This is a genomic window from Geomonas sp. Red32 (assembly GCF_023652955.1).
GTDB lineage: Bacteria > Desulfobacterota > Desulfuromonadia > Geobacterales > Geobacteraceae > Geomonas.
Genome location: NZ_JAKLOY010000001.1, coordinates 124,178 through 145,602 on the forward strand (window position 1 = coordinate 124,178; position 21,425 = coordinate 145,602).

Here is a 21,425-nt window from a genome sequence, read left to right on the forward strand (position 1 = left end):
GATGGAGCAAGCGGGGGCAAATCAGGTGGAGGCGGTTGAGCAGGCGGCGTGCAAGCCGCTCGCCTCGCTGCGCCAGGAACTGCTGGACGAGATGGCTAGTCTCAGGCACTTCTCGAACCGCGGTCTCCTGGCGCTTTCCCTTTTTTTGGTGGTGAGCACCCTGGCCTGGCGAGACTTCTGGTTCCTGCCGCGCCCGGAGAAGATCGTCGCCTCGCTGGGAGCGCCCCCTTCCCCCCAGACCATCAGCATCGTGCTGGTCCTCTACACCTTCTCCGCCATCATCCTGAGCCTCTCCAGGCTGATGGCCGGCCTCAAGCACGCCAGCAGCTTCTGCCACGTCGGCTATACCGGAGTCTTTTACCTCTTCTACTATTTCGCCCAAGGGCTTCAAGACAACTACTGGGCGGTCTTCGGCGCAGGCTTCACCGTCCTCAGCCTCGAGAGCTACCGGATCTGGACATGGTCGCAGCAGCAGCTCGCCAAGAAAGAGCAACAGCTCGCCTACCTCGACCGGACCGGACGGCTGCCGGTCAAGGATGACGAAGACGAGGATGATGATAGCTACTGATTGCTACTGAGAGCTCTGCGGGGTGGCCGGTTGGTAACGCTGGCATGGCTGCCCAGTCTTCATCTTCGGCACATCCATCACCGTGAAGATCGTGCAGCGTCCTTTGATGTTGATCTGGCAATCCGTGTAGGTACAGACCACGAACGCCCTGTCGTTGGGCCCGGTCAGGAGCTGGTCCAGCTTTTCGACTACGTCCTTATCCATGCCGGCCACCATGGCCACCTGTCTCAGTTCGTCGCCCATAGCCCCCTCCTCCCGTTGTCACGGCTGGCACCACATACCATGTTGATACCACATAACCGTGCCCCTCGATAGTCATTAATTTTACGATGACAGTCATGACTTCGGCAATGACTGTCACGGCCACGCCGGAACCTCAGATACGGCTCCGGGTCGAGTGTCCCATTTGTAATGATTGGACGGACAACTCACGTTCCAACTACCGGCCACGCAAGGAAAATATCCTTTGACGCACATGCAGCTCAGTGATAGCATCCGTTCCATGAAGCACCTACCATGTTATGGGGTGGCCTTTGACCCGTCATAGTGCCACCTGCGGCGGATTGACCCGCCAAGGAGGAGACCCGTGTCGGACTTGAAGGAATCCCTCGTCATGATGAGGGAAATGGCCAAATCACGCATTCAGATGCTCCAGGAAGGGGTGACCTTCCACGAAGAGAGCAAGAAGAGTTACTACCTTCGCGAATACGAGGCGAAGCTCAGGGAGTTGGATATCCAGATACGCCGCATGAGCCTCAAGCTGGTCCACTCGGCCAACTGACGCGGCTTACAGCGGCTGCGGTACAAAAAAAAGGCCCCGGGAATCCCGGGGCCTTTTTACGTTTCAAGTTGAGGGGCGAGGCCTAGGCCTTCTCCACCTTCACCTCGACGATGTTGCTGTTTCCCAGCAGGGCGCCGTTGGCGTTGAGGTCACGGAAGTGGACCGGGGCGAAGAGGAGCCCCGGCTGCACCTTGTCGGAGACCTTGGCCGTGCCGGTCACCGAACCGGCGGCGGAGGAGAGTTTCACCTGGCCGCCGTCCTTGATCCCGAGGGAGACGGCGTCGGTGTGGTGGAGCTCGATGTAGCCGGCCGGGGATACCGAGAGGTTGTTCTCGGAACGGGTGGTCGAGGTGCCGTTATGGAAGCCGATGGCACCGACCAGCAGCTGGAGCTTGCCCTGGGCAGAGGCGGCAGCCTTGGCTACCGGGGCGAAGGCGTGGGCGCTCTTCACGGCCGGTGCGGCCTTGCGGTAGGAGCCGTTGGACTCTTTGTAGGGAGTGGCGTCCTCCAGCTCGCAGAAGATGGCCCAGTGCGACCCTTTCTGGGTGGTGCCGGTGTAGGCGGTGTAGAGGTCGGCCAGGATGGCGGCGTCGTCGCGGGCATCGCCCGGGGCGTTGATCGACTTCGCGAGGGGCTGGACCCGGTTGTCGCTGGAGGTGAAGGTCCCGCTCTTCTCGGCGGCCGCCGCGGCCGGGAAGACCACGTCGGCAAACGGGAGCGAGTCGTTGTGGAAGATGTCCTGGACGATCAGAAGCTCGAGCTTGGCGAGCGCCTTCTTCATGCGGGCGCTCTCGGGGAAGCCCGCCAGGTCGCACCCCATGAGGTAAAGGGCCTTGATGCTCCCCTTCTCGATTCCTTCCACGATCCCCCAAAGCCCCTGGGCGCTGGCGGCCGGAGCGACCCCCATGTCGAGGAGGCCTACCGTGTTGTTCTTGGGATCGAGCGGGAAGACGCCGCCGTTTTCGCGGTTAGCGCCGGCGATCACGGCGAGGTCGGCCAGGGCGGCGACCTTGGCGGCGGCCTGCTGGCTGCGGATCACGTCGGAGCCGAAGATGAGCGCCACCCGCTCCTTGCCGGCGATGAGCTTGCCGGCCTGGGCGATCGAGTCGGCGGGGATCCCGCACTGGGCAGCCAGGTCGGTCAGGGTGACCGCGTCGAGATCGGCCTTGAGGGCCTCGGCACCGGCCGGCAGCGGCGCGCCGGACTCGAGGATGGCCTTCATGAGTGCGTAGATGAGGGAGAGCTCGCTCCCCGGGAGGTACTTCAGGTTCTTGTTGGCGAACTTCTTGAGCTTCACGTCCCTCATGTTGGCGAGGATCAGCTTGGCGTCGTTCTTGGTGGCCGCCTTGATGACGCGGTACTCGACGTTGGTCGCCTCGGCGTTCAGGTCGGTGCCGAACACGATGATGGCCTGGGCCTTGTCGATGGTGTCGATGGTGGCGCTGGTCCCGGTGAAGCCGAACTTCTCGGCCATCAGGGCCTGGGCCTGGGCGAAGCCTAAGCCCGCCTCCGAATCGACGTTGCCGGTCCCGACCGCGCCCTTCAGGAATTTCTGGAAGAGGAAGCTCTCCTCGTTGGTGACGCGGGGGGAGCCGAGGCCGGCCACCGCGGCCGCGCCGTCGCGGGAGACGATCTCCTTGAGCTTGCCTGCGGCGGTGGAGATAGCGGTCTTCCAGTCGCAGATGGCGAGCTTGCCGGAGCCATCCTTCACCATCGGGGTGGTAAGACGCTCGGGGGATTCGAGGTAGCTGTAGCCGAAGCGGCCGTTGATGCAGAGGTTGCCGTCGTTGAAGGTGGCGTCGTCGCTGGTCACCCTCATGACGCGCCCTTCCTTGGCGTGATACTCGATCTGGCAGCCGGAGCCGCAGAAGTTGCAGACGCTCTGCACACGGGCGAAGGACCAGGGGCGTCCCTTGAACTTGAAGGACTTGGTAATCAGGGCGCCGGTCGGGCAGACGGCCGCGCAGTTTCCGCAGAACTCGCAGTTGAGGGGCTTGCCGTCCACGGTGTCGATGATGGTCGCCTCGCCGCGGTCCACCACCTCGATGGCGTTGCAGCCGACCACCTCGTGGTCCACCTTCACGCACTTCTCGCAGAGGATGCAGCGGTTGGGGTCGCTCTCCAGGATCGGCCAGTCGTAGCGGATCGGGCGGCGCTCCAGGACGGCCGAGTACTCCTGCCTGGTGGCGCCCAGGCCGTAGCAGGAATCCTGCAGGTCGCACTCGCCGCCGGCGTCGCAGACCGGGCAGTCCAGCGGGTGGTTCACCAGCATGAGCTCCATGATCTTCTTGCGGGCCTCTTTCAGGGCCGGGGTGTCGGTGGTGACCTTGATCCCCTCCTTGACCGGGGTGTTGCAGGCGGTCATGGTGCGGTCGACCCCTTCGACCTCCACCGCGCAGACGCGGCAGGCGCCGGTCGGGGATACCTTCTTGAGCCAGCAGAGCGTCGGGATCTTGATGCCTACGGTTGCCGCGGCCTCCAGTATGGTGGTACCTTTCTCGACCTGGACGCTCTTGCCATCGATGGTTAAACTGACCATGTAAAAAACCTCAGACTTTCAGTTATTGAATTCGTATGGAAAGGTAAGCGGAACGGGCCTAGACGGCCACCATGCCGATGCGGTAGCAGCGCAGGCACCTCTCCGCCTCGCGCACCGCCTGGCTGTTGACGAAGCCCAGCTCGACCTCGCAGTAGTTCTTGTAGCTCGCCCGCTCGGCGCCGTGGATCTCGGACTGGCCTTCACGGGAGGCGCTGTCGAGCCAGGAGACCTTCTCGTTCTTGTCGTACACGCCGAAGTAGCTGAGGATGTCCTCCATCCGCTCGTCGTCGGTGAGCGAGATCCCCTCCCCTTCGAGGTAACGGGCGATCACCTTGGCGGCCCGGTGGCCGCTCCCGATGCAGGCGACCACGGTCAGCGGGCCGATCTCGGCGTCGCCGCCGGCGAAGATGCCGTCGCAGTTGGTGATGAGCGTCCTGGAGAGCGGGTTCCCCATGCTGTCCATCAGGTCCTTGCCGTTTTCCCCCTTGAGCGGAACGTACTTGGTAACGATGGTGCTCCACTTGGTGGTGTCGATCCCAAGTTCGGCCGGGATGAAGGAGAGGTCGGCGTCCTGGCCGATGGCCGGGATGATGGTGTCGCACTCGATGATGAACTCGGAGCCCGGGACCGGTTCCGGACGGCGGCGCCCGGAGGCGTCCGGCTCGCCCAGCGCCATCCTGATCAGCTCGACACCGGTGACTTCGTTCTTCTCGTTGGCGATGACCTTGGTGGGAAGTACCTGGAACTCGAACTTGACCCCCTCGTGGTCCGCCCCGTCGACCTCCCACACGTCGGCCGGCATCTCAGCCCGGGAACGGCGGTAGACCAGGGTCGACTCCTCGGCACCCTCGCGAAGCGCCACCCTGACGCAGTCGATGGCGGTGTTGCCGCCCCCCACCACGAAGACCTTCTTCCCCATCCCGGTCGGAAGGCCGAGGTAGGCGGCCCTCAGGAAGTCGATACCGCCGGTAAGGAAGCCTTGGTACCCTTTATCCTCGCCTTCCACCCCCATCGGCTTGGAGCGGTGGGCGCCGGGAGCCAGGAACACCGCGGCGTGCTTCTTCTTGAGCTCGTCCAGCGAGATGTCCTTGCCGACGCGGCAGTTGTAGTCGATCTCCACGCCGAGCGACTGGATGATGTCGATGTCGCGCTGCAGCAGGTGGCGCGGCTGGCGGTACGGCGGGATCCCCACCGCGACCATCCCTCCGCCGATCGGGAGCGCCTCGTAGATGGTGACCGGGTACCCTTCCAGAGCGAGGTAGTAGGCGGCAGCGAGACCGGCCGGGCCGGCGCCGACCACGCCGATCGATTTCCCCTTCTTCGGCTTGGGCAGCATGGGGGGCTGTCTCTCGTGCATCCACTCGTAGTCGGAGGCGGTACGCTTCAGGACCATGATGTTGATCGACTCGTCCACGTTCTTTCTGCGGCAGGCGGTCTCGCAGGGGTGCGGGCAGACGCGGCCGCAGACCGACGGCAGCGGCATGGAGTTGCGGATGGCCTCCAGGGAGAGATCGTAACGGTAATCCTTGATGGCCTCGATGTAGGCCGGGATGTCGATGTGGGCAGGACACTTGTCCATGCAGGGGGCGGTGTACTTCTCGATGTAGGTGAACTCCTTGGAGAGGCTCTTGGCCCCCCGGATGTAGTTCACGAAGGCATCGCGGAAGTGGGTGACCGCATCGCGCACCGGCACCGCGCAGCTCGGGCAGAGCGTACACTTGGCATGCGAGAGGAGCTCGCAAACCTCCAGGATGGTATCCAGGTCCTCTTCCTTGCCGTTCCCCTGAACGATCCGGGTCAGGGCGTCCATGATGACGCGGGTCCCCTTCTTGCCGGGGGTGCACTTGCCGCAGACGTACTTGGTCTGGGCTCTCTTCATGTACTCGGCAAGCATGACCGGGATGTCGACATCCTTGTTGTACAGGATGATGCCGTCCCAGCCGATGAAGGCGGACAGGGGACGCTCACCGTCGTAGGTGACCGGGAGTTTGAAGCTCGCCGGCTTCACCTCACCACCTTTGCGGTTGTCCACGATGTTTCTGCCCCAGCTGGAAAAAACAACCTCTGCCACTTAGGCCTCCGAAATAGCTGTAAAATTCCGCCAATTTTAGGCTAAATATTTACATTTATTGAGTAAATTAGACGGGTCAGATTGTATACAGTATCCAGTTTTTACCACATCACACCGCTCTAATCAAGGGAAAAATCACTCGCATAATCGCCGTCATAGCCGGTATACAGGAAACCGGCTTTGCGGCCAGAATTAACGGTTGTTTTTAAAAGGCATTGATCCTAAGATCCCGATCGGCGTGCCATCCGGGCGGGCGGCGGCCGGGTCCGGGGAGCCGGAAGTCCGGAGCCGGTTGCCGGGTCAACCACGGTTCCGGGAGCTGGAATCCCGGAGCATTGAAGTACTCTCAAGGAGGTAGGGAAGCTGATGCGATTGATCGGCCTGACCGGGGGGATCGCCTCGGGAAAGAGCAGCGTGGCGAAGATCCTGGAGCGGCTGGGGGCCAAGGTGGTGGACGCCGACCAGTTGGCGCGCGAGGTGGTGGAACCGGGAGAGGAGGCCCTGGCCCGCATCGCGGAGAGCTTCGGCGGCCGGGTGCTGCTGGGCGACGGCACCTTGAACCGGGCCGCCCTCGGGGAGATCGTCTTCGCAGACGAGGCGGCGCGCCGCACCCTCGAAGCGATCACCCACCCCGCCATCAGGAAGCGGGCCGACCAAAGGCTCAAGGAGCTCAGGGAAACGGGTGCCAAGGTGGTATTCTACATGGCACCGCTCATCTACGAGGTGGGGATCGCCTCCCGCTTCCAGGAGATCTGGGTGGTCTACCTCGATCCCCGGCAGCAGCTCCAGCGGCTGATGGTCCGCGACGCCCTCACCAGGGAGGCCGCCATGGCGCGTATAACCTCCCAGATGCCGATGGAACAGAAAAAGCAGCTGGGAAGCGTGGTGATCGACAACAATGGGACGGTCGAGGAACTGGAGGGGGAGGTGACCCGGGCCTGGCGGAGGGAGATCCTCGGGCTCTCCGAGGAGGCGGTCACCGGGAGGTGACGGGATAACGCCGGAGAGACAAAAAAAGGCCCCGCCGAGGCGGGGCCTTTTCTGTTTTATTTGTGGTAGCCGAGTTTGTGGGAGATCTCCTCGCCGGCTTTGACCACCAGCGGGATCAGCTCTTTTTCAAGCCGCTCGTCGGTGAAGCGCATCGAGGGGCCGGAGATGCTCACCGCGCCGATGATGCGGCGGGTGTAGTCGCGGATCGGAGCGCCCACGCACTTCACGCCGACATCCATCTCCTCGTCGTCGATGGCGTACCCCTGATCGGCCACCATCTTGAGGTGCTTCTTCAGGTCGTCCTTGTCGGTGAGGGTGTTCGGAGTGTAGCGCTTCATCTCCTTGACCGGGAGGTAGTTCTCGAGCTCCTCGTCGGTCATGTAGGCGATCTGAATCTTGCCGGCTGCGGTGCAGTAGGCGGGAAGCCGTGCCCCCACCCGGGGAACCACCCGGACGGTGAGGTCGGTCTCCACCACGTCGAGGTACACTATGTGGGCCTCTTTGAGGATCGCCACGTAGGTCGTCTCGTTGCACTCCTTGACCAGCGCCTCTAAAACAGGGCGCGACTGCCGCAAGAGCCCCATCTGCTTGATGAAGGTCTGACCGAGCTCCAGGGTTTTCAGACCGAGACGGTAGTTCTCGGTGACCTTGTTCTGCTCGATGTAGTTTCGCGACTCGAGAGTGGCCAGGAGGCGGAAAACGTTGTTTTTGTGGAGTTTTAACCTCTTGCTGAGTTCCGTCACCCCAAGCTCGTCCACCTCATCGTGAAACTGCTCGAGGAGGTCAAGTGCGTGAGATACGGCCTGGATGATGTATTCCGATTTTTCTTTTTTCGCCATCGGCTGCACCTGTTTTATTAGTAGAAAAATTCCAAACGGTAGTAACTAAGCCATTTGGCACTGACTGTCAAGAAGAAATTAAAACTTGATAAATTGTTTTAATGTTATTAGACTCAAAAAACCGTTGCCCGGCCATTGTCAGAGCGTCGCGTTCTCTGTCATAGCGGCAGTTACGGCTAACCACGCAGAAAAGCGTTAAAACTGGTACATAAGATATAGAATAATGTTCTAAATAAGTCAAGCGGCAAAACCGCGCCCTGCCGGGCTTTTCCCGCCTCCCACCGGCTCGGCGCACCGGGAGCGCCCTTGCGTCTTAATCTCATCACCAAACTGGCGCTGGCCACCTCGACGGTCCTCCTCGGGACCATGGTGCTCTTCGCCTATCTCAACCTCAGAGGGCTTCACGACCTCCTGCTAGGCGAAGCTATCAACGACGCGGACAAGATCAGCGAGAGCATCCTGCGGACTACCCACGACCAGATGCTCCGCGACGACCGCCCCCTGTTCTATAAAACAATAGAGGACATCGGCGCCCAGCGCGAAGTGGAGCGGATCAGGCTGATCAACAAGACCGGCCGGGTGATCTTCTCCACCAAGGAGGCCGAGATCGGCACCGTGCTCGGCAAGAGCTCGGAGATGTGCAGCGTCTGCCACGGCGGGAGCACCCTCTTGATCAGCGCCTCCTCCAAAAACCGCAGCCGGCGCTTCTTCGACGCTACCGGCCGCGAGTACCTCGGTATCACCAACGCCATCTATAACGAGGAGAGCTGCTTCACGGCAAGCTGCCACTTCCACCCGGAGTCCTTCCGGGTGCTCGGGGTTCTCGACGTGGTGGTCTCCCTGGACCAGATGCACGCCCTCCTCGACGCCTACCGAGACCGCAACATCGCGGTCACCGTGCTCCTCATCTCGCTCACCGCCCTCTCCCTCACCCTCTGCACCCAGCATCTGGTCAACCGCCCGGTCCGCGAGCTTTTGGAGCACACGAAGCGCCTCTCCCGCGGGGAGCTGGACGGGCAGGTCCACCCCTTCGCCAACGACGAGCTCGGCGAACTGGCCGACTCCTTCAACGCCATGACCCTCAACCTCAGGAAGGCGCGCGAGGAGCTCGAGGGGTGGGGAAAGACCCTCGAACAGATGGTGCTGGAACGGACCCAGGAGGTCACCCAGATCCAGGCCCAGCTGATCCGCTCGGAGAAGCTCGCCTCGCTCGGGGAGCTGGTCGCCGGTATCGCTCACGAGATCAACAACCCCCTGACCGGGATCCTCATGTTCTCCTCCCTCATCCAGAGCAACCCCAAGCTCGACGAGACCATGAAAAACGATATCGCCACCGTCATGCGGGAGACCAAGCGCTGCGCCGACATCGTCAAGGGGCTCCTCGAGTTCGCCCGGGTCTCCACCCCGCAAAAGGGGCTCTACAGCGTCAACGAGGTCTCCGAGGCCGCGCTGACCCTCATCGAGTACCAGATCCTGTTCCACGACATCAAGGTGATCAGGAACTACGGAGAGGTGCCGCCGGTCCTTCTGGACCCCAACCAGTTCGAGCAGGTGCTGGTCAACATGTTCCTCAACGCAGGCCAGGCCATGATGGGAGAGGGGGTGCTCGAGATCACCACCTGGGCCGACCCGCAGCAGGGGTGGGCGGTGGTGAAGGTCACCGACAACGGCTGCGGCATCCCCCCCGCCATCCTCTCCAAGATCTTCGACCCCTTCTTCTCGACCAAGGAGAACAAGGGGACCGGCCTCGGGCTCTCGGTCTCCTACGGCATCATCGAGAAGCACGGAGGAGGGATCGACGTCCGCAGCGAGGTCGGCACCGGCACCACCTTCACCATCCGGCTTCCCCTCGATCCCCCCTCCGAAACGGCCGGCTCCGCGTGCCAATCCGGCCCCGGCGCAGCCTCCTTTCCGGCCCCCTCCCACCCCGCCTAAACCGGCGTCCGCTGGAAGAAATCATTTGACACAGGTAACACAATATTGCTAGTTTACGGTCGGGCCACCACATGGCTGACGTGCCGCCAAAACGCCGGTTCCAACCTCCTCGGCCACCGCCGCCCCCGTCCCGGAAGGCCTTTAATCCCAATCACCAATCACCATTCGGAGCTGCAGTGAATATCACCGCCAACGGCGAACCCGTTTCTATCGAACCGCTCACCATACAGGATTACCTGGTCTCCCTGGGGATCGATCCCCGCCGGGTGGCCGTGGAGCTCAACCGGGACATCCTCCCCAAGACTCAGTACGCCGATACCATGCTTAAGGAGGGCGACTCCGTGGAGATCGTCCATTTCGTGGGAGGGGGGAGCGTATCCCGTCCCCTCCCCGGCTTCCCCTGACAGCGGCCCTTACCTCGCGGGCGACATCCTTTTCCCGAGCCTCCCACTATCAAGGCAGGCCCCCCCCGCCCGCAACGCCCCCGTCACCGCAAACCTGCTAACTGAACTGGAGAACAACCCATGGTAGAAAAGAACGACAAACTGATCATCGCCGGACGGGAATTCGACTCCCGCCTGATGGTCGGTACCGGTAAATACGCAACCTTCCAGCAGATGGTGGACGCCATCGAGGCTTCCGGCGCCCAGATCATCACCGTGGCGGTGAGAAGGGTCAACATCTCGGACCGCAGCAAGGAATCGCTGCTCGACCACATCGACCTCAAGAAGTACACCCTGCTCCCCAACACCGCCGGCTGCTACACCGCCGACGACGCCATCCGCACCTGCCGGCTGGCCCGCGAGGCCGGGCTCTCCGACTTCGTGAAGCTCGAGGTGCTCGGCGACGAGAAGACCCTCTTCCCGAACAACGAGGAACTTTTGAAGGCCGTCAAGGTGCTGGTCGCCGAAGGCTTCACCGTCCTTCCCTACACGACCGACGATCCCATCGTCTGCAAGAAGCTCGAGGACCTGGGGTGCGCCGCCGTCATGCCGCTGGGCGCACCGATCGGGAGCGGGCTCGGGATCAGGAACCCGTACAACATCCGGATCATCCTCGATACCGTGAAGGTACCGGTCATCGTCGACGCCGGGGTGGGGACCGCCTCCGACGCCGCCATCGCCATGGAACTCGGCTGCCACGGCGTCCTCATGAACACCGGTATCGCCGGCGCCCAGGACCCGGTCGCCATGGCCACCGCCATGAAGTACGCGGTCGCCGCCGGCCGGCTCGCCTACCTGGCCGGCCGCATTCCGATGAAGCTCCACGCCAGCGCATCTTCCCCCCTGACCGGGCTCATCGCGTGAGAGAGCTGGAATCCCCCTGGATAGACTTCAACCTCTACCTGATCACCGGCCGCGACGAGTGCCGCGGCCGGAATCTTGACGAGGTGGTGGAGGAGGCGCTGCGCGGAGGCGTGCGTGCCATCCAGTTGAGGGACAAGAGTGCCAGCACCAAGGAACTTTACGAAACCGCCTACGAGCTCCGCCGTTTGACCACCCGGTACGGCGCGAAACTGATCATCAACGACCGGGTCGACATCGCTTTAGCGGTCGATGCCGACGGGGTCCACATCGGCGTCCAGAGCCTCCCCATCTACAAGGTGAGGAAACTTCTAGGAGAGCGGAAAGTGATCGGCGTCTCCTGCCACAATCAGGTCCAGGCTATCACCGCCCAGGAACTGGGGGCCGACTTCATCACCTTCGGCCCGGTCTTCTATACCGCATCCAAGGCCCCCTACGGTGATCCGGTCGGACTGGAAAGGCTCTGCACGGTCACCGATATCCTCCAGATTCCGGTCTTCGCGCTGGGGGGGATTAACCTGACCAACTGCGACGAGGTGCTCGCCTGCCGCGTGCGGGGGATCGCCCTGATCTCCGCCATCCTGTCGGCCGACGATCCCCGCGAGGCGGCCCGTGCCCTGATCGCCAAGCTCCCTCCGCTGGAGCCTACCCTTTAAGAAAACAAGATAATGACTGACCATCTGATCCATAAGGAACTCCGTTTCAATTCCTACGGCACCTATTTACGCCGGCACTTCGGCTGCCGGGTGAGCAAGGTGAACGTCGACGGCGGCTTCACCTGTCCCAACCGGGACGGCAGCCGCGGCACCGGCGGGTGCATCTACTGCGACAACCGCTCGTTCTCGCCCAAGGAAACCGTCTCCATCGTTCCCATCGAGGAACAGATGGAAGCCGGCATGGCCTACCATCGCCTGCGCCTCAAAAGCGAGAAGTTCCTCGTCTATTTCCAGAAGTTCACCAACACCTACGCCCCGGTCGAGCGCCTCTCCGACCTCTACCGCCGCGCGCTGGCCCACCCCGACGTACTCGGCCTCTCCATAGGCACCCGTCCCGACTCGGTGAGCGACGAGGCGGTCGAGCTGTTGACCGAGCTGGCCCGGGACCGCTACATCTGCGTGGAACTGGGCCTGCAGTCCATGGACGACGGCATCCTGACCAGCATCAACCGCGGGCACACCCTCGACGAATACCTGGCCACCGTGAAGAGGCTCTCCGGGCGCGGGATCGATCTCTGCACCCACCTGATCTACGGCTTCCCCGGCGAGACCAGGGAATCGTTCCTGAAGTCGGCGCGGCTCATCAGCTCGCTCCCCATCAGCTCGGTCAAGATACACCAGCTCCATGCCGTGGACGGCACGCGGCTCGCGGACCACTACCGCGACGGAAGCTACCGTCCGATCTCCCTCGCCGAGTACGTCGGTGCGGTTTGCGACTTCATCGAGGAGCTCCCCCCGCGCGTTTCCATCCAAAGGCTCTACGGCTCCGCTCCGGTCGCCATCCGGGTCGCCCCCAACTGGGACCTCAAGAACAACCAGATGTGGTACCAGATCGTGAACGAGCTGAGAAGGCGCGGCACCTGGCAAGGCTGCCGTCTCCCCGACAGCATCAAAGCCGCCAACGGCGAGTGGTAATGGTAGGTAGAACCTAGAACTGTTTTCAGGAGGTTTACATGCGGAAGGTCAAGGTAACCGGCAGCGGGCAGGAGTTCGTCATCGGGAAGATACTCTGCATCGGCAGGAACTACGTGGACCACATCAAGGAGCTGGGAAACGAGATGCCGGAGCGTCCGGTGATCTTCACCAAACCCGCCACCAGCGTCATCGGCGAGGGAGAGGAGATCGTCATCCCCTCCTACTCGAGCGACTGCCACCACGAGGCGGAACTGGCGCTCCTGGTCGGCACCCGCGGCAAGGACATCCCCGCCTCCGGCGCGCTCAACCATCTGGCCGGCTACGGTGTCGCTATCGACCTGACCCTGCGGGACGTGCAGGCCGATCTCAAGAAGAAGGGGCTTCCCTGGGACATCGCCAAGGGGTTTGACACCGCCTGCCCCCTCTCCGACTTCGTCCCCGCCTCCTCCGTCGCCAATCCGCAGGACGTGAGGATCACCCTGTCGGTGAACGGCGAGCCCCGCCAGGACGGCTCCACCGCACTCATGATGCACCGCATCCCCGAGCTTATCGCCTACCTCTCCGGCATCTTCACCCTGGAGCCCGGCGACCTCATCCTGACCGGCACCCCCGCCGGCGTCGGCCCGATCAAAAGCGGCGATAAAGTCTCCGCCGCCATCGAAGGCGTCGGCAAGCTTTCCGTCACCGTCCGGTAGCTCAGCGATAATACGAAAAAAGGGACTGGCCCCCAAAGGTCAGTCCCGTCTATGAAGATCCCACCATCCGGTTCATACCTGTCAGTCAATCATACCCTGCGCCAGTACACTATTCGGCAGTGGCCGCGTTCCGGGCCTCGCTGCCGCCTTCTTATCATAGGCATCAAGCAGATGTCCTTAAAATCTCATCCTAGCCCCGGCTTTGTGCCCCTGACCTGTTTTGTGGGCCAGGGCGGCGTGTGTGGCTCAGTGGGAGGTGAAGGTGTGGGTGGGGGACCAGGGGCCTTCGCCCTGGGAACAGATCATGCGGAACCTAAGTTTGTAATCCTGGCCGGTGGTGAATCCTTTCAGGTGCATGGTCGGCTTTTGGTAGTACCCGAAGTGGTTCCAGTTTGCCGCGACATTGGGGTCGCCTTGCGTTACATGGGCCTCGTAGCGAAACGCGTACGGAATCGGCAGCGCCTCCGCGATCATCGTTCCTTCCTCCTCGCCCGGCATCAACGAAACTGCCACCTGCGGAAGGGTGGCGGGAATCCTCCACTTCTGTTCCGCGGCTTGGACGACCTCGAACCCGCTGCTCTTCAGGATAGCCACGTCGCCGTCGGCAACAAGCTCGATGTGCCTGACCACGTTCTTTAGCGTGGCAACAAGTACTGCCGCAGCCTGGTTGCGGTAGGCGGTCTTCTGGGTTCCCCCGTAGGCGGCGTCATCGTGGGCTTTCTGAAGCGTCTCAATGTCTTCCCCCAACTTGACCAAAACGGCAGCGAACTCCGGTGATATCTGCATGAAGTAGGGACTGCTCGACGTGGAGGTCTTCACCAGCCGCGCGAACGCAATCAAAGCAGGAATTGACTTTGGAAACGTCGTCTTTAGCCTCGCCATCTCTCTCCTCCCTTTGACCGGAATGGTGTCTCCCTTTAGATTAAGCTGTATTAATTTAATTGCAGCCGGCCATTCTCTTTTTTATTTTCGTTGAGGGGGAGGGGATGTGCCGAAGCACCCGCAATCGGACTGGTCAGACTCGGTGACCGGTTAGCTGTAAGGGCGGTAGGTTTTGTTGGCTGCGTGGGAAGGTTCGTCGCGACTCGCGTCACACCTGTTTTTAAGGTCCGTGAGGTATCCGGAATGACTATTCTTTTGATTCTAATGAACTTTACAGGTTTGTCGTGACTTACGGCAGGCCGGTCGAGAGCCTGGGAAGGGTGCGTTAACAGAGGAGAGGGATCGTTACAAGGGGAGGCGGAGGAGATACGAAGGTTAGGCTAGAGAATGAAGTCCACGACTAACCCTTTGATCTTGATGATCTGGCCGGTGATGCGGATGTGGTCTTTTTGCTCACGCATGACCAGGTGGTAGAGGAGGTCGGCTTCCTTGTCGATAACGGCGATGATCTCGTGGGTACGGCCGGAGAGGCCGCCCGAGAGCATCTCGACCCGGTAGGCCTCGGAGGTGACCTTTCTCGCCATGGTGGCGATCAGCTCGCGGAAGGCCTTGAAGTTGGAGATGGTCGGCTCCTGCTCCAGGACGTCTCCCGCCTTGTCGATCAGCTCCTTCAACTGCTGGAGCTCGCCTGCGTAGTCGGAGTTGCTCCGGGCGATGGCGGTCAGCCGGTTGGCGAATAGGGGGGCGTTGACGCCGGTCACACTTTTGGCCGGGGTCCCCTTCCCTCTCTTCGCGACGGCGCGCGATTTTGCTTTCTCATCGATGCGCATCTGCGCCCCTGAAAATGAAAAGGCCCCGGATCTCTCCGGGGCCGGGTTGCCGTTTGGAGCCTAGCCCCTGACCACGTTGGAGGCCTGGGGCCCCTTGGTGCCTTGGGTGACTTCGAAGGTTACCGCTTCCCCCTCAGCGAGGGTCTTGAACCCATCTCCCTGAATGGAAGAGAAATGAACGAAGACGTCACCGCCGTCCTCAGTCTGGATGAACCCGAAACCCTTCGCGTCGTTGAACCACTTTACCACACCCTTAGCCATTACTCTTTTCCCCCGTTCGTTTTACCGATCCGTCACTGCCTTCCTCTCGGCCTGCCCCCCTCTCCCTCCCGGAGAAGGAATGCTTGCCTTTCTTCGTCACGAATCGCCTTTGTCTAAAGCCTGCTTTAGCGGCTTTTCATTCCTGCCGTATTACACGTTTCGCTTTTACCTGTCAAGAATGTTTCCTCCCCCCGGCGGCTAACCGGGGGGAGGAATCGTCCTATCAGGCGCCCAGGGAAGCATGGGCGGCGGCCAGCCGCGCGATCGGTACCCGGAACGGGGAGCAGGAGACGTAGTCGAGGCCGACCTTGTCGCAGAACATGACGGAGGCCGGATCGCCGCCGTGCTCGCCGCAGATGCCGAGCTTGATGCCTGCCTTGGTCTGGCGCCCCTTCTCGCATCCCATCTTCACCAGGCAGCCGACGCCGTTCTGGTCCAGGGTGACGAACGGGTCGTCGTCGAGGATGCCGTTCTCCACGTAGAAGGGGAGGAACTTGCCGGCGTCGTCGCGGGAAAGACCGAAGGTGGTCTGGGTCAGGTCGTTGGTGCCGAAGGAGAAGAAGTCAGCCTCGGTGGCGATGGAGTCGGCGGTGATGGCGGCGCGCGGCAGCTCGATCATGGTGCCGATCAGGTACTCGATCTTGACGCCGTACTTGGCCATGACCTCTTCGCAGACAGCCACCGCGTTGGCGCGCATGATGCCGAGCTCCTTGGTGACGGCGACCAGCGGGATCATGATCTCGGGGACGATCTGGAAGCCCTCGTCCTTAACGAGCTCGCAGGCGGCCTCCATGATGGCCTGCACCTGCATGTCGTAGATCTCGGGGAAGGTGACGCCGAGGCGGCAGCCGCGGTGGCCGAGCATCGGGTTGAACTCGTGGAGGAACTCCACCTTGTGGCGCAGGGTCTCGGCGGGAACACCCATGGTTTCGGCCAGCGCCTTGATGTCCTTCTCCTCCTGGGGGAGGAACTCGTGCAGCGGCGGGTCAAGAAGACGGATGGTGACCGGCAGCCCCTTCATCTCCCTGAAGAGACCTTTGAAGTCCCCTTTCTGCATCGGGAGAATCTTGAGGAGGGCCTTGCGGCGTCCTTCGATGTCCTCGGAGAGGATCATTTCACGGACGGCGGCGATGCGGTTCGCCTCGAAGAACATGTGCTCGGTACGGCAAAGGCCGATACCCTCGGCGCCGAAGTCGCGGGCGGTCTTGGCGTCGTGCGGGGTGTCGGCGTTGGCGCGGACCTTCATGCGGCGGAACTTGTCGACCCAACCCATGAGGGTGGCGAAGTCGCCGGAGACCTCGGCGGCCACGGTGGGGACTGCACCCAGCATGACCTCGCCGGTGGAGCCGTCGAGGGTGATGACATCACCCTTCTTGACCACCACGCCGTTCTTGGCGACGAGCTTGTGGCCGGCGTAGTCGACCTTGATGTCGCCGCAGCCGGCCACGCAGCACTTGCCCATACCGCGGGCAACGACGGCGGCGTGGGAGGTCATCCCGCCGCGGGCGGTGAGGATACCCTGGGCGGCGTGCATGCCGTGGATGTCCTCGGGGCTCGTCTCTACGCGGACCAGGATCACCTTGTTGCCGAGCTTGGCGGCGGCTTCGGCCTCGTCGGCGGTGAAGACCACCTCGCCGGAGGCGGCACCCGGGGAAGCCGGGAGACCCTTGGCGATGATCTCTTTCTTTGCCTTGGGGTCGAGGGAGGGATGGAGCAGCTGGTCGAGCTGGCTCGGCGCCACGCGGAGTACCGCGGTCTTCTCGTCGATGAGCCCTTCCTTTACCATATCGACGGCGATCTTGATCGCCGCCTTGGCAGTCCGCTTGCCGCTTCTGCACTGCAGCATGTAGAGGACGCCCTTCTCGATGGTGAACTCGATGTCCTGCATGTCCTTGTAGTGGCGCTCGAGGATGTCGCGGATGTTGCAAAGCTGCAGGTAGCACTCGGGGAGCACGTCCTCCATGGCGGGAAGGTCGCCTGCCTTCTGCTTGGCCTTGTTGATCGGCTGCGGGGTGCGGATACCGGCCACCACGTCCTCGCCCTGGGCGTTGACCAGGTACTCGCCGTAGAAGTAGTTCTCGCCGGTGGAGGGGTCGCGGGTGAAGGCGACGCCGGTGGCGCAGTCGTTACCCATGTTGCCGAACACCATGGACTGGACGTTGACGGCGGTGCCCCATTCGGCCGGGATGCTGTTGAGCTTGCGGTAGGTGATGGCGCGCTGGTTCATCCAGGAACCGAACACGGCGCCGATGGCGCCCCAGAGCTGCTCCTCCGGATCCTCCGGGAAATCGGCCCCGAGGGTCTCCTTGACCTTGGCCTTGAAGGCTACCACCAGCTCCTTCCAGTCGGCGGCGGTGAGGTCGGTGTCGAGGTGGACGCCGCGGGCCTCTTTCTTCCGCTCCAGGAGGTGCTCAAGGGCTTCCTTGTCCATCCCCATGACGACGTCGGAGTACATCTGGACGAAGCGGCGGTAGGCGTCGTAGGCGAAACGCTCGTCGCCGCTCTGGGCGATGATCCCCTTGACGGTGGTATCGTTGAGGCCGAGGTTCAAGATGGTGTCCATCATGCCCGGCATGGAGGCACGGGCGCCGGAGCGGACCGAGACCAGCAGCGGGTTGGAAGGATCACCGAACTTTTTGCCCATCAGCTTCTCGACCGCGGCCAGGTTGGTCTTCACTTCGGCGTCGAGGGCCGCCGGGTACTTTCTGCCGTTCTTGTAGTACTCGGTGCAGACCTCGGTGGTGATGGTGAAGCCGGCCGGCACCGGCAGCCCGATGCTGGTCATTTCCGCCAGGTTGGCTCCCTTACCCCCCAGGAGTTCCTTCATCTTGGCGTTTCCGTCGGCCTTGCCGGCGCCGAAGAAATAGACGTACTTCTGTGCTCCCATTGTTGCCCTCCTTGATGTTGTGTAACCAACTGTGTAGTTTGGTAGCCGTAGTATGAGAAAGACTTAATAGATAACATCAAATCTGCAAAAACGCAAACAGCCGTTTGCTTTTTATAGCAAACGGCTGTTTACGTGAGCGTCGTTTTTAAGCGAGGTGAGGCAGCCCGCTTTTGCGGTTAGGATCGTAATGTCCCGCTGCCTCCCACAACACCGTTTCGTCACGGCGATAGCCTCGAGAAATCGGCCAGTCGTGCGAACAGGCGCGCGATGCCGGTGAGAAGTGCCAGGCGGTTCTCGCGGACCTTCTCGTCCTCGGCCATGACCATGACCTTGTCGAAGAAGGTGTCGACCGCCTCCTTCAAGGTGGCAATCTCGGTGAGCGCCGTGAGGTACTCGCCGGAGGCGATGGCCGCCTCGACCTTACCGGTCACCCCTTTCAGCGACTGGTAGAGTGCCGGCTCGGCGGGCTCCTGGAAGAGAGCCTCGGAAACCGGAGTCTCCACGCCCCCCTTCACGATGTTGCCGACCCGCTTGAAGGCCACCGCCAGCTGGGCGAAGTCCTCGCGGTTTCTGAACTCGGCCAGTGCCGCGATCTTGGCGGCCGCCTCGGCGAGGTCGTCGAAGGAGACCGAGATCACGCCGTCCACGGCGTCGGAGGGATAGCGGTCGGCCATCAGGTTCACGAAGCGGCCGCGGAAGAAGTCGACGACGTCCTTCTGGACCTCTTCGCGGGGCCGGGTGCTCTTGGCGGCAAGGAGATCGAGCGAGGCGGAGATGAAGCCCTGGATCGGCTCGCGGTACCCCTTGGAGAGGATGATGTTGATGATGCCGATCGCGCAGCGGCGAAGGGCGTACGGGTCGGCGGAGCCAGTCGGGATGAGGCCGACGCTGAAGCAGCCGCAGATGGTGTCCATCTTGTCGGCCAGGGAGACGAAGGCGCCGACGTCGGAGGCAGGAAGCTCGCCACCGGCCTGGGTCGGGAGGTAGTGCTCGGCGATGGCGCTGGCCACGGCCGGCTCCTCGCCGTCATGCAGGGCATATTCGCGCCCCATGATCCCCTGGACCTCGGGGAATTCGCCGACCATTCCGGTGACGAGGTCGGCCTTGCACAGCGTCGCGGCACGGAGGACCTGGGCCTCGACGGCCGGGTTGTGCTTCCCGGCCAGCTGGCGGGCCAGCTCCCGGAAGCGCTCCATCTTCTCGTAGGAGGTGCCGAGCTTCGCCTGGTAGACCACCGACTTCAGCGCGTCGACGCGGCTCTCCAGGGTGTGCTTCCTATCCTCGTCGAAGAAGAAGCGGGCGTCGGAGAGGCGGGCGCGCAGTACGCGCTCGTTCCCTTTGACGACCACCTCGGGATCCTCGGTCAACGTGTTGTTGATGGTGATGAAGCCGGGGAGGAGTTTCCCCTCGCCGTCCACCAGCGAGAAGTAACGCTGGTGCTCGCGCATCGAGGTGATGAGCACCTCGCGGGGGACCACCAGGAAGTCCGGGGAGAAGGTGCCGCGCACCGCGCTCGGGTACTCGACCAGGAAGCTCACCTGCTCGAGGAGCGCCTCGTCGGGGAGCACCTTGGCCTGGGCCTTGGCGGCGACCGCCTCGATCTCGCGGCGGATGATCGCCTTTCTCTTCTCCGGATCCGGGATCACGAAGTGGCGCTCGCACTCCTCGAGGTAGTGGGCGAAGTCGCGTACCGGGAAGGTGGTGTTGGCCATGAAGCGATGCCCGCGGGAAACCGAGCCGCTCTCGATGGGGCCGAAGGAAAAGGGAACCACCACGCCGTCGAAGAGCGCCACGATCCAGTGGATGGGGCGGGCGAAGCGGACGTCGAGGTCGGCCCAGCGCATGGATTTCTTGAAGGGGATGGAGGTGACCAGCCGCGGGAGGATCTCGGTCAAAAGCTCGGCGGTGGCGCGCCCGATCTCACTCTTCTTGGCGGCGATGTACTCGCCCTTCTCGGTGGCAACGATGGTGAGCTGGGAGACGTCGACTCCCTGGCCGCGGGCGAAGCCCTGGGCGGCCTTGGTCGGATTCCCGTCGGCGTCGAAGGCGACCTGCTTGGAGGGGCCCATCGCCACCAGTTCGGCGTCCGGCTGCTGCTCCGCGACCCCTTTGACTGCCAGCGCCAGGCGGCGCGGGGTACCGAGCGTCACGATCTCGCCGAACTCGATGCGGGCGCTCTCGAATTCGCGCCGGATGATCTGCTCCATGTCGGCCATCGCCTTCGGGATGAAGCCGGCCGGGATCTCCTCGCACCCTATCTCAAGGAAAAGGTCCTTAGCCATTAGCGGCCTCCTTTCAGGAGCGGGAAGCCGAGCCGCTCGCGCATCTGCAGGTATCCCTCGGCGCAAAGCCTTGCCACGTTCCTCACCTTCCCGATGTAGGAGGCGCGCTCGGTCACCGAGATGGCGCCGCGGGCATCCAAAAGGTTGAAGGTATGGGAGCACTTCATGACGTAATCGTAGGCGGGAAGGACCAGCCCCTTCTCGACGAGACGGATGCACTCCTTCTCGTACATCTTGAAGAGGGTGAGGAGCATGTCGACGTCGGCTTCCTCGAAGTTGTAGGTGGAGAATTCCACTTCGCTTTCGTGGTGGATGTCGCCGTACTTGACCCCTTTGACCCACTCGAGGTCGTAGACGTTGTCGACCCCCTGCAGGTACATGGCGATCCGCTCGCAGCCGTAGGTGATCTCGGAGGAGACCGGTTTGAGGTCGATGCCGCCCGCCTGCTGGAAGTAGGTGAACTGGGTGATCTCCATCCCGTCCAGCCAGACTTCCCAGCCAAGCCCCCAGGCACCCAGGGTCGGCGACTCCCAGTCGTCCTCGACGAAGCGGATGTCGTGCTTGTTGGGATCGATGCCGAAGGCGCGCAGCGAATCGAGGTACAGGTCGAGGATGTTGGCCGGGGACGGCTTCATGATGACCTGGAACTGGTAGTAGTGCTGGAGCCGGTTCGGGTTCTCACCGTAGCGGCCGTCGGTCGGGCGGCGGGAAGGCTCCACGTAGGCGACGTTCCACGGCTCGGGGCCGAGCACGCGCAGGAAGGTGGCCGGGTTGAAGGTACCCGCCCCCTTCTCGGTATCATAGGGTTGCTGGATGACGCATCCCTGCCCTGCCCAATACCCCTGCAGGGAGAGAATCAGCTCCTGGAATGTTAACACGCTCTCCTCCGGTAACTTGCTGTTTTATCTGGCGCTCACACCGGCTAAAAGG

19 protein-coding genes are annotated in these 21,425 nt (G+C 62.5%); 9 read left to right on the forward strand and 10 right to left on the reverse strand.

Annotated features, from left to right (window positions below):
• Nucleotide 1 precedes the first annotated feature (1 nt).
• Nucleotides 2–568: a menaquinol oxidoreductase gene (locus L4X63_RS00530; RefSeq protein WP_250676637.1), complete on the forward strand. Its 567-nt coding sequence runs from the start codon at nt 2–4 to the stop codon at nt 566–568.
• Between the two features lie 3 nt (nt 569–571).
• Here L4X63_RS00530 and L4X63_RS00535 read toward each other — a convergent pair whose 3' ends face one another.
• A complete protein-coding gene (locus L4X63_RS00535; protein WP_250676638.1) occupies nt 572–811 on the reverse strand; it encodes a hypothetical protein in 240 nt (79 codons plus the stop codon).
• A gap of 343 nt (nt 812–1,154) precedes the next feature.
• On the opposite strand from L4X63_RS00535, the gene L4X63_RS00540 reads away from it, so the two are divergent.
• Nucleotides 1,155–1,349, forward strand: a complete 195-nt coding sequence (locus tag L4X63_RS00540; RefSeq protein ID WP_250676639.1) for a hypothetical protein — start codon at nt 1,155–1,157, stop codon at nt 1,347–1,349.
• 82 nt (nt 1,350–1,431) lie between these two features.
• Here the strand turns inward: L4X63_RS00540 and nuoG are convergent, their stop codons facing one another.
• On the reverse strand, nt 1,432–3,888 hold the full coding sequence (gene nuoG / locus L4X63_RS00545) for an NADH-quinone oxidoreductase subunit NuoG (protein ID WP_250676640.1): 2,457 nt from the start codon (nt 3,886–3,888) through the stop codon (nt 1,432–1,434).
• Nucleotides 3,889–3,946: 58 nt separating this feature from the next.
• Nucleotides 3,947–5,959 (reverse strand): FAD-dependent oxidoreductase, encoded by a 2,013-nt coding sequence (locus L4X63_RS00550; RefSeq protein WP_250676641.1) that lies wholly within the window; start codon nt 5,957–5,959, stop codon nt 3,947–3,949.
• Nucleotides 5,960–6,325: 366 nt separating this feature from the next.
• On the opposite strand from L4X63_RS00550, the gene coaE reads away from it, so the two are divergent.
• Entirely contained in the window at nt 6,326–6,949 is a 624-nt protein-coding gene (coaE, locus tag L4X63_RS00555; protein WP_250676642.1) for a dephospho-CoA kinase, read from the forward strand.
• Between the two features lie 56 nt (nt 6,950–7,005).
• Here coaE and L4X63_RS00560 read toward each other — a convergent pair whose 3' ends face one another.
• Nucleotides 7,006–7,788 carry an IclR family transcriptional regulator gene (locus tag L4X63_RS00560; RefSeq protein WP_250676643.1) on the reverse strand — a complete coding sequence of 261 codons (783 nt, stop codon included), beginning with the start codon at nt 7,786–7,788 and terminating at the stop codon, nt 7,006–7,008.
• A 306-nt stretch (nt 7,789–8,094) separates the two neighbouring features.
• Here L4X63_RS00560 and L4X63_RS00565 point away from each other — a divergent pair, with 306 nt between their 5' ends.
• The 6 genes from L4X63_RS00565 (at nt 8,095) to L4X63_RS00590 (ending at nt 13,353) form a co-directional block, all read left to right on the forward strand.
• Complete coding sequence (locus L4X63_RS00565) at nt 8,095–9,723, forward strand: sensor histidine kinase (RefSeq protein WP_250676644.1); 1,629 nt, start codon at nt 8,095–8,097, stop codon at nt 9,721–9,723.
• A 176-nt stretch (nt 9,724–9,899) separates the two neighbouring features.
• Nucleotides 9,900–10,127, forward strand: a complete 228-nt coding sequence (gene thiS, locus L4X63_RS00570; protein WP_250676645.1) for a sulfur carrier protein ThiS — start codon at nt 9,900–9,902, stop codon at nt 10,125–10,127.
• A gap of 120 nt (nt 10,128–10,247) precedes the next feature.
• Complete coding sequence (locus L4X63_RS00575) at nt 10,248–11,030, forward strand: thiazole synthase (protein WP_250676646.1); 783 nt, start codon at nt 10,248–10,250, stop codon at nt 11,028–11,030.
• Nucleotides 11,027–11,683, forward strand: a complete 657-nt coding sequence (gene thiE, locus L4X63_RS00580) for a thiamine phosphate synthase (RefSeq protein WP_250676647.1) — start codon at nt 11,027–11,029, stop codon at nt 11,681–11,683. Before L4X63_RS00575 ends, thiE begins: the two co-directional genes overlap by 4 nt.
• 12 nt (nt 11,684–11,695) lie before the next feature.
• Nucleotides 11,696–12,658 (forward strand): tRNA modification radical SAM protein MnmL/YtqA, encoded by a 963-nt coding sequence (gene mnmL, locus L4X63_RS00585; RefSeq protein WP_250676648.1) that lies wholly within the window; start codon nt 11,696–11,698, stop codon nt 12,656–12,658.
• Nucleotides 12,659–12,696: 38 nt separating this feature from the next.
• Nucleotides 12,697–13,353, forward strand: a complete 657-nt coding sequence (locus L4X63_RS00590; protein ID WP_250676649.1) for a fumarylacetoacetate hydrolase family protein — start codon at nt 12,697–12,699, stop codon at nt 13,351–13,353.
• Nucleotides 13,354–13,599: 246 nt separating this feature from the next.
• Here the strand turns inward: L4X63_RS00590 and L4X63_RS00595 are convergent, their stop codons facing one another.
• The 6 genes from L4X63_RS00595 to glyQ all read right to left on the reverse strand — a co-directional run bounded on the left by L4X63_RS00595 (nt 13,600) and on the right by glyQ (nt 21,373).
• A complete protein-coding gene (locus L4X63_RS00595) occupies nt 13,600–14,193 on the reverse strand; it encodes a hypothetical protein (RefSeq protein ID WP_250676650.1) in 594 nt (197 codons plus the stop codon).
• Nucleotides 14,194–14,615: 422 nt separating this feature from the next.
• Complete coding sequence (locus tag L4X63_RS00600) at nt 14,616–15,065, reverse strand: YaaR family protein (RefSeq protein WP_250676651.1); 450 nt, start codon at nt 15,063–15,065, stop codon at nt 14,616–14,618.
• Nucleotides 15,066–15,125: 60 nt separating this feature from the next.
• The gene (locus tag L4X63_RS00605; RefSeq protein WP_250676652.1) at nt 15,126–15,326 is read right to left on the reverse strand and encodes a cold-shock protein; all 201 of its coding nucleotides are present in this window, start codon (nt 15,324–15,326) and stop codon (nt 15,126–15,128) included.
• A 223-nt stretch (nt 15,327–15,549) separates the two neighbouring features.
• Nucleotides 15,550–18,213 (reverse strand): pyruvate, phosphate dikinase, encoded by a 2,664-nt coding sequence (ppdK, locus tag L4X63_RS00610; RefSeq protein WP_250676653.1) that lies wholly within the window; start codon nt 18,211–18,213, stop codon nt 15,550–15,552.
• A gap of 218 nt (nt 18,214–18,431) precedes the next feature.
• Entirely contained in the window at nt 18,432–20,495 is a 2,064-nt protein-coding gene (gene glyS, locus L4X63_RS00615) for a glycine--tRNA ligase subunit beta (RefSeq protein ID WP_250676654.1), read from the reverse strand.
• Nucleotides 20,495–21,373 carry a glycine--tRNA ligase subunit alpha gene (gene glyQ / locus L4X63_RS00620; RefSeq protein WP_250676655.1) on the reverse strand — a complete coding sequence of 293 codons (879 nt, stop codon included), beginning with the start codon at nt 21,371–21,373 and terminating at the stop codon, nt 20,495–20,497. The genes glyS and glyQ overlap by 1 nt, the downstream gene beginning before the upstream one ends.
• Between the last annotated feature and the right edge of the window lie 52 nt (nt 21,374–21,425).